8 protein-coding genes are annotated in these 8,330 nt (G+C 63.2%); 3 read left to right on the top strand and 5 right to left on the bottom strand.

Translation table 11 applies throughout. The features are described from left to right. Positions 1-109 precede the first annotated feature (109 nt). The 4 genes from ABF648_RS02535 to alsS are packed head-to-tail and all read right to left on the bottom strand — an operon-like array spanning position 110 to position 4,301. The gene (locus ABF648_RS02535) at positions 110-1,267 is read right to left on the bottom strand and encodes a cation:proton antiporter (protein ID WP_415630722.1); all 1,158 of its coding nucleotides are present in this window, start codon (positions 1,265-1,267) and stop codon (positions 110-112) included. Further along, positions 1,264-1,656 carry a hypothetical protein gene (locus ABF648_RS02530; RefSeq protein WP_415630721.1) on the bottom strand — a complete coding sequence of 131 codons (393 nt, stop codon included), beginning with the start codon at positions 1,654-1,656 and terminating at the stop codon, positions 1,264-1,266. The genes ABF648_RS02535 and ABF648_RS02530 overlap by 4 nt, the downstream gene beginning before the upstream one ends. 54 nt (positions 1,657-1,710) lie before the next feature. Next, entirely contained in the window at positions 1,711-2,463 is a 753-nt protein-coding gene (gene budA, locus ABF648_RS02525; RefSeq protein WP_415630720.1) for an acetolactate decarboxylase, read from the bottom strand. 41 nt (positions 2,464-2,504) lie between these two features. Further along, positions 2,505-4,301, bottom strand: a complete 1,797-nt coding sequence (gene alsS / locus ABF648_RS02520; RefSeq protein WP_415630719.1) for an acetolactate synthase AlsS — start codon at positions 4,299-4,301, stop codon at positions 2,505-2,507. 107 nt (positions 4,302-4,408) lie between these two features. On the opposite strand from alsS, the gene ABF648_RS02515 reads away from it, so the two are divergent. Beyond that, complete coding sequence (locus tag ABF648_RS02515; protein WP_415630718.1) at positions 4,409-5,305, top strand: LysR family transcriptional regulator; 897 nt, start codon at positions 4,409-4,411, stop codon at positions 5,303-5,305. 27 nt (positions 5,306-5,332) lie between these two features. Here the strand turns inward: ABF648_RS02515 and ABF648_RS02510 are convergent, their stop codons facing one another. Further along, positions 5,333-6,139 carry an HAD-IIB family hydrolase gene (locus tag ABF648_RS02510; protein WP_415630717.1) on the bottom strand — a complete coding sequence of 269 codons (807 nt, stop codon included), beginning with the start codon at positions 6,137-6,139 and terminating at the stop codon, positions 5,333-5,335. Positions 6,140-6,265: 126 nt separating this feature from the next. On the opposite strand from ABF648_RS02510, the gene ABF648_RS02505 reads away from it, so the two are divergent. Both ABF648_RS02505 and ABF648_RS02500 read left to right on the top strand, forming a co-directional pair. Next, positions 6,266-7,231: a metallophosphoesterase gene (locus ABF648_RS02505; RefSeq protein ID WP_415630716.1), complete on the top strand. Its 966-nt coding sequence runs from the start codon at positions 6,266-6,268 to the stop codon at positions 7,229-7,231. Positions 7,232-7,353: 122 nt separating this feature from the next. After that, positions 7,354-7,845 carry an SRPBCC domain-containing protein gene (locus tag ABF648_RS02500; protein WP_415630715.1) on the top strand — a complete coding sequence of 164 codons (492 nt, stop codon included), beginning with the start codon at positions 7,354-7,356 and terminating at the stop codon, positions 7,843-7,845. The last annotated feature ends 485 nt before the right edge of the window (positions 7,846-8,330 follow it).

Here is an 8,330-nt window from a genome sequence, read left to right as displayed (position 1 = left end):
TCGAGACAGGCGGATTCAGACCCCAACTACACCCTCGATTGGGATGAGCCCCATTCATCACTGTTGTCCGCATGACTGCCGGAACTCTTCTTCTGGATGGTCCAGGCCGTCAATCGGCAGTGGCTGCGGATGCTTGGGGAGCACCCATCAACCCGACGACCTTCTTCGACGTCACCGTCACGACGGTGATCGTGATGAGTGCTCCCAGCAACATCGCGGTGGGCTCGCCATCGCGGAGCACACCCATCGTCGTACCGAGTGCCGCAGCACCCACCGGCACCCCCAGCTGCGCCGAAGTACTCACCGCGATCGGCCAGGGTTGACGCGATAGCACCATCAGTCCGTGGGCAAGCACGGCCGCTGCACCCAGACATATCCCGAGCAGGATGGCCTGGGGATGGCTCGCCAGCGTCCTCAAGTCCAGAGAACTACCGAGCCAGACGAAGAAGATGGGTGCGAAGAAACCCTCGGTGAGCGCGAATGCCTGATTGGAGATCCGGCGCGGCTCCCCCACCGCCGCCATGGCCAAACCTATCGCGAATCCGGCCAGCATCACCGACACATGCATCGTTGCGGCAATGGCGGCCAAGGTGAACAGCATGGTGAGCGTCAGACGCAACTCCATCGCCAAACCGCGGTCCTCGCTGAGGCGATGCAGGCGTTTGCGGTAGCCCGAGCGGTTCATCCACCACCACACGCCATAGAACACTGCCGCCACGGCGATCACCGCCACCGCCCCGATGGCAGCACGCAGAGCGTGGGCGGGATCGAGCACCAGGGGCAGCACCACGATGCATGAGGCGTCCGCAACCGCCAGCTGCGCGAGCATCTCCAGACCGGCGGGGCTGGTGACAGCCGTGCCACCGAGCGCCGGCATGACGATGCTCGCCGAGGAGGACGCGATGAGCACTGCGTAGAGGGCACCATGCCCAGTTCCGAGCAGCGAACCGATGAGCAGGCCGAGCGGCACTGAGATCACGCCGACCGCCACCGCGCGCAGAATTCCCTTGCGGAGGCCCCGCACCATGGCATGCTCGCGGATCGGCACATGACTACCAACCACAAACATCACCAGGGCGAAACCGATCTGCGCCATGAATGACAGGGTCGGATTGGTGGCATCGATCACACGCAACCCGGTTGAACCCAGCCCCATGCCCACGGCCAATTCCCCGATGACGACGGGCACATGCACAGCGTCATTGAGACTGAGGATCGGCCCCAGCATCGCCACGGCGCAGATCAGCGCCAGCAGCGCAAAACTCACAGATCCGCCAGGATGCAGGGAATGTCGATGTTCTCATCTGTCCGGTAGCAGGCGCACACCCGGTGGTAGCCGTCGGCGATCTGCAGCGGCAGGTCCTGGGCGAGATATCCACGCACCAGCAGGATGGGCGACAGTTCCTTTCCCGCAGAGATTTTGGCAAGATCCGATGCCACATGCGGATTGTCGGGGCCGAGCAGCGGCAATTTCGCCGCCCGCAGGATGTCCTTGGCCTTGAAATGCTCGATCGAACCGGCCTTCAATCGCTCGACCAATGCGCCGACAATTTCTTGTCGGGCGATCAGTTGAAGGTAGGACGCAGCTGCCGGATAGTCATGTTCCTCGGGGCCGTCCAGCCATTTGACTTCCCTCGGCTTCAACTTCTTGCTCATCGCACTCCTCCGCCACACCGTGTGGCGCCGACTGTACGCGCGGATGGTGCCCGCTCAGTCAGAAGTCTTTGCAGTGGCAGAGGCGGACTTCACTTCGGTCTTCTCGAGCTGATGGGCCAAATCCTCCGGCATGAGATCCGCTTTGCGGAACTCGTGGGTCAGTGGCAGGCGCAGATGAAGATCAGTGCACAGGCACAACTCCACCGTGCCCTGGGCGAGGGTGAAATCGAGCAAGTGCCCGCCCTGCGTGCGGTCATCGCTGATGTAGTGCGCATGGCAACCCGGTACGCCGATGCCCTGCTCGTACAAGGGGGTACGGAAACCGACGATCGTCCCGGTGGTGTCGGTGAATTCCAGCACTGCGTCGTCGTCGGTGGCCTGGGTCATGGGACGGTAGGGCTTCTCCTGCCGGGTGACAGTGCGTGTGGTGACGGCAGAGAAATGGCCAGTGATCCGCAATGCATACATATAGTTCGGCGAGTCGATCAACTCGTCGATGGATCCATGAGCAATGGAGCGAGTCACATTGTCGGCGAGCTTCATGGAATACATCGGAACGAAATTCGTCACAACGGCATACGGCGATTCCGCATTTCCTGCCGCTCTCTGCACCGAGCCATCGCCGCGCAACTGATAAGCCTTGCCATCGACGACCACCATCTCCCCGTCGAGGCCATTGAATGTGCCGATGCCGAAACTGCCATGATCGAGCAGCTCATCGACTGTCATCTCGTCCTCGTAGACGCCGTCGAGCAGAGCGCTCATGAGGCTCGTCTGGAACAAGGAATGTCGAGTTTTGGGTTCCATGGTTGACTCCTGATTCAGGTGCGGTTGGTCGGCGATTGTCATCAGAGCAACACGTTGGCGAGCAGATCGCCGCCGAGCCGCTGCAAATTGTTGCTGTAATCGACCGGAACATCAATGATCGACGGTCCGGTCTCTTGCGCTGCCTGCATGATCGTCGGGACGAGATCCTCGATCCTGGTCACGCGATGACCATAGGCGCCGAAGGCATGCGCATACTCCACGAAATCGGGATGACCCAGCTCCACACCCGAAGTCCGCCCGTACTTCTGCATTTGCTGGAATGCCACCATGTCATAGGACGAGTCGTTGAACACCAGGTGCGTGAACTGGGCTCCCAGCCGCACAGCGGTATCGAGCTCGGCGGCCGAGTAGAGGAAGCCACCGTCGCCGGACACCGAGAAGATCTGGGTGGCGGGCCGGGCGAGGCTCGCCGCAATGGCCCACGGCAGCGCCACGCCAAGCGTCTGCTGACCATTGGAGAACAGCAAGGACCGCGGCCGGTAGGTGCGGAAATGCCTTGCCATGTACAGATAGTGCGATCCGACATCGCACAGCACAGTCGCCGAATCCGGCAGCGCAGCACGAATTCCCGCCACCACTGCGACCGGATCGAGCCCCAGGCCATCGTCATGTCGGGTGTCACCGAGCTCGGTGCTGGCCAGCCTGGCGCGCTCACGCGCAATGTCCTGCTGGGCCTGCTCGGACAACGAGATACGCCCGATACGGCCCGCCAGAATTCTCAGCGTGGTGGCGATATTGCCCACCAGCTCAACGGCCGGACGATAGTCGTTGTCGTAGTCAGCTGCTATTTCATCCAGGTGAATGATGGGTCTGCTCTTGCAGACATTCCACTCTTCTGGGCCATATTCAACGAAATCGTAGCCCACCGAAATCACCAGATCTGCGCGATCCAGCAGCACATCGCCAGGTTGGTTACGGGCGAAACCGACGCGCCCCAGGTAATTGGCCTCCAGCTCGCGCGAGACGAGACCAGCGGCCTGGAAGGTTTCCACCACTGGCAGCCCGGTGGCGCGGAGCAGATCGTGGAATGCCTCAACGGTGCGGTCTTCGCCGCTGCGCGCCCCGGCAAGAATCACCGGGAAGTGGGCCTCGGCGATGAGGGTCAGCGCCTCCTCCACCGATTCGGCGGACGCCGGACCCATCGGGGCCGGCAACACAGGCTGGGCGAAGGAGATCTCGGTGGGTTCGGTCGACACGTCGTAAGGCAGCACCACCACGGCGGCACCGCGCGGCTCGCACAGCGCCGAACGGAAGGCGCCCACCACCGCCTCGGCGACATTGTCCGCGCTGGTGACCTCGGAAGCCGACTTGGTCACTGCGGAGAGCAGACGCGAGGAATCCATTGCCTGATGGGTGCGCTTGAGTCTTTGGGAACGAGAGACGGCACCGCAGATGGCGACCACTGGGTCACCCTCGGTGGTGGCAGTCATCAGTCCCGTCGCCAAATTGCTCGTGCCAGGGCCGCTGGTCACCACCACGACCCCCGGGACTCCGGTGATCCGCCCGATGGCTGCAGCCATGAACGCGGCGTCCTGCTCGTTGCGGCAGGTGACCAGCCGGGGTGCGCCTGACTGGCCCGCCACCTCGGCGAGTGCGTCGAAGACCGGGTCGATCTTGGCGCCGGGAACACCGAAGACCCAGCGCACGCCCAGGGCGCGCAAGGTCTCCACCACCACATCTGCCGAGCGGCGACGCACCCCCACATACTGCTTCCCGCCCTGGCCGGCTTGTTCGTCCGGGGAGGATCCGTCGCCCGGGGTGGTGGTTGCGTTGCCAGTCTGCTGGTCGGGCGCGGTGCGTGCGACGACAGTGTTCATGAAACTTCCTTCGTTATGCCTCCCTCCATGGTGATACTGCTGACCGTTCTGATGAAGACTTCATCCGAGAACTCACCTATCACCAGAACAGATGCATTATCGGAGTCATGGACATCCGCCATCTCACCGTGTTCGTGGCGGTGGCACAGGACCTGAGCTTCACCCGTGCCGCCGAAAGACTGCTGCTCGCGCAGTCGGCCGTCTCCACCACGGTCCGGGAGCTGGAGCGCGATCTCGGTGTGGAACTGTTCGACAGATCGCATCGCCAAATTCGGCTGACTCATTCCGGTGACGAGTTGCTCGCCCGGTCCTTGGAGATCATCGACCGAATGCGCCAGATCCGGGAGGTGATGGCCTCACCGGGGTCCGGCCTGCGCGGCACGGTGACGATGGGGCTCATGACCGCCGTCACGGTCGTGGACGTGCCGGGTCTGCTGGGACGCTTCCACGCCGCGAATCCAGAGGTGACTGTGCAGCTTCGCGCCGCCGGGCTCGGATCTGCCGGCCTTGTCACCCAGCTCGACCACGGTCAGATCGACCTGGCCCTGCTCGCAGCAGTCGATCGGCTGCCCGCCACGCTGCGCGGCGAGGTGGTGGCCTCCTCGCCCTTCGTGCTCGTGGTACCGGAAAGCCATCACCTCGCGGGGCAGGGCAGCGTATCGCTGGCAGAGATCGACGGCGAGGGATTCATCGATGTACCGCTCGGTTACGGCTCCCGGCGCATCACCGACGACGCCTTCGCCCGATCCGGCACGACCCGCCGGGTGCTCATGGAAGTGGCCGAGATCGGCACTGCCGCCGAGTACGTACTGCACGGTCTGGGCCTGGCCTTGTTACCGGAGTTCGCCGCGCGCAATGCCCCCGGTGTCGCACTGCTTCATCCGGTGGAACACATCCCGCCCTTCGAGGTGTGGTTCGCGGTGCCCTGCAGGAGGCCACCCCGCCGGGCCGCCGCAGCACTCATCGAGTTGATGCGCAAGGAATTGCTGCCCGAAGGGAGCTGAGCACCGTGGCACCCGTGATCCCCTCGGCTATACCAGGCCCAACTCAGTGAACAGCGTTGCCAGACCGTCTTCACTCGGCGGTGGCGCGAGACGCTGCGCCACCGCGAGCACCCTGGGGTCTGCCCCTTCGATGGCCACGCCGAGGCCCGCATAATCGAGGAGTTCCAGATCATTGATGCCGTCACCCACGGCAATCACGTCGGACTGCGGCACTCCCAGGGCTTCAGCCGCGATGGCTGCGCCGTCGTTCTTGTGCACATCCTTCAGGTAGATCTCGCCGCTGTTCTTCATCTCGCCCGGGAGCGAGGATTCAACCGCGGCGAGTTCAGTGCCCATCTCGGCGGCGAGCTGGTCAACAGGAACGTCCGAGTCGAAGCAGCTGACCTTGGCGAACGAGGCTCCCGACAGATCATCAGTCATCTGGATGTCAAGACCGGGCACCAATTTCTCGGGGTCGATGCCGCTCAGGTCCAACCGGCGGATGATTCGTTCGTCGACGCCGGGACGCCCGAGCACCGACTCGGGCGATTCCAGCAGATAGGCGACGTCGTGCTCGTCCAGGACCTGGATTCCTCGCTTCGCCAACGGCGCGGACCAACGTCGATCCAACAGCACTTCGCCATTGACCTCCACATAACCCCCAGCCGATGCGACGATCCCGTCGAAACCAATCGGCAGCACCTGCTTGAGCATCGCCTTGGGCCGACCGGTGCACAGCAGCACGCGATTGTTCTTCCGCGCCGCGCGCACCGCTTCGACGTGCGCATCGGGCACCCTCCCGCCATCCGCGAGAGTGCCGTCGAAATCCAGGAAAACTGCGCGCAAAGAACTCACCTCTCGATCTTGTCACGGCCTTGGAAAACACGATTCGCGGGAAAGCGTCAACCGGGTCGCCCAGTGGGGGAAGCCGGTGATTCACTGGCACGGGGATTGACTGAGCATTCTTCGAGAAGGGTCCGAATGGCATCGTTACGTATTCTTCACATCGGGGACACGCATCTGCGTGGTGATGGCGGATTGACCGTGGATGGAGTCGATCCGAATCCCACCTTGCATGCGGCCCTCGAGATTCTTGAGAATGTTGGGCCCATCGATCTGCTCGCGGTTGTCGGAGATGTCTCCGACGATGGCTCGGTTGCTTCCTATGACCATGCCCGTGAGATGCTCGGCGGCTTCGCGGCTCGTCACGGACGCGACGGGGCCGCTGCCGCCATGGTGCTCGTGCCCGGCAATCACGACCGCCGCCCGGGCTTCCATCAGGTACTGGGCAACGGGCACTTCCCATTCGGTGAGGTGACCGATGCGCACCCGGACGACCGGCCGGCCTACGGAATCAGCACAGCGGGCGATTTCCGGATCGTGACCCTTGACAGTTCCGTGCCAGGCCGTAGCCACGGTGTGGTCGACAGTGAGCAGCTGGACTGGCTGGCAGATGTGCTTTCCACGGATTCTGGCGCGGGCACCGTCCTGGTCGTCCATCACCCGCCTGTGGCGCCCGTCACCCCGATCCACCAGGACATCGGCCTGCTCAACGCCAGCAAGCTCGCGGCTGTGGTGGGCCGCAGTGACGTCCAAGTGATCCTCTCGGGGCACTATCACCACGCCCTGATGGAGTCGATGGCCGGCCGACGGGGAAGAATCCCCGTGCTGGTGTCGGCAGGAATCATCAACCAGAATCAGGTGCTGGCACCCGCCGGCAGTGAATTGGCGCTGGCAGCCAGCGGCGCGAATCTGGTCGAACTGGATGTGGCGGACCAGACCATTGGCACCATTGACGAAACCTCCGGGAGGCAGGCCCACATACGGGTGCTGCCGCTCACCCTCACTCCGGCAGCCACATTGACGTCGCTCTCACCCGAGCAGGTGGAGGCGCTGTCGGAAAGAATCGGTGCCACGCCACAGGAGCGAGCTGCGGCTGAGTCATGACGCCAGCGTCACGAGACCCCCGAAGAGGACTCACTGTGACGAGGATGGCACGGTGCGGACGAAGCGTGATTGCGCAACAATGAGCGAACGACGACATCGGTGAAGGCAAAGGAGCCCCATCCATGGATCTCACTGGAACTCTGGCGGACGACACCCGCACTCTCACTCTGGTCCGACAGGTCGACATCCCCATCGAGCAGGCATGGGCTTGGCTGACCAGCCCAGACCGGCTCGCCATGTGGTACGGACGGTGGTCCGGATACCCCTCAAGAGGCCATGTCATGGTCTCGATGGATACCGATACCCCTGACGCAATGCAGTTGCGCCACGACATCCTGGCCCTTGAGAAACCCTCCTTGCTGTCTGTGCGGACCGGGGAGGACGAGCAGGAATGTCTCGTCACGGTGCGTCTGCGAGGCCGCATGAACTGCACACAGATCGAGTTCAGCCAGACCAATCTGGACGCTGAGGCGCTGCCCTCCCTCGGGCCGGCCTGGGAGTGGTACCTGGATCGCTTCGTCGCCGCCTGCGCCGGCGTCAGCCTGCCGACGATGGACGAATTCGAGAGCGACTACATGTCGATGGCCACGGACTATCTCGAACTGGTGCACTAGGACTCAGCCAACGCGACGCTGACATGGGATGCACAAGCGCCCCCGGGCATGAACCGGGGGCGCTTTCAGCACGTGGGTCGTGGCAACCCTGTGAAGTTAGGTTAACCTAACTTTTTGCGGAAAACCATCCCGCATCCGGACCCACCGTCGACTGCGAGGCCGGATTTTGCCCTGCCCCGATGGGGGGCAGGGCACGGACAGCATGACCTGGTCGACAAGAGAACAAGCCACCGTGCAAGACGTGTGAAGGTAGTGCGTGGTGGGAACGCGCTGTCCGAGTCGTGCAGCGCGAAATCGGCGCCTTCTATTCCCACGATCTCGCACAGTTCTCCCGGCTGCACGCGGTTGTGCACGTGCACAACCGCGTAACACTTCTGTTAACCGCCCGAGACGAACCGGTGTTCCCTTGGGCCGGACCATATTCTGGCAACTGGAATCGAACCCCTTGCTGTCCTGTGCGTTGAAGGAGCCCTCCAGTGACCCAG

It is taken from the genome of Propionibacterium sp. (assembly GCF_047719395.1).
Classification (GTDB): Bacteria; Actinomycetota; Actinomycetes; order Propionibacteriales; family Propionibacteriaceae; genus Propionibacterium.
The sequence above is the reverse complement of the archived record's forward strand: the minus strand, read 5'-3'. Positions and strand labels throughout refer to the sequence as shown.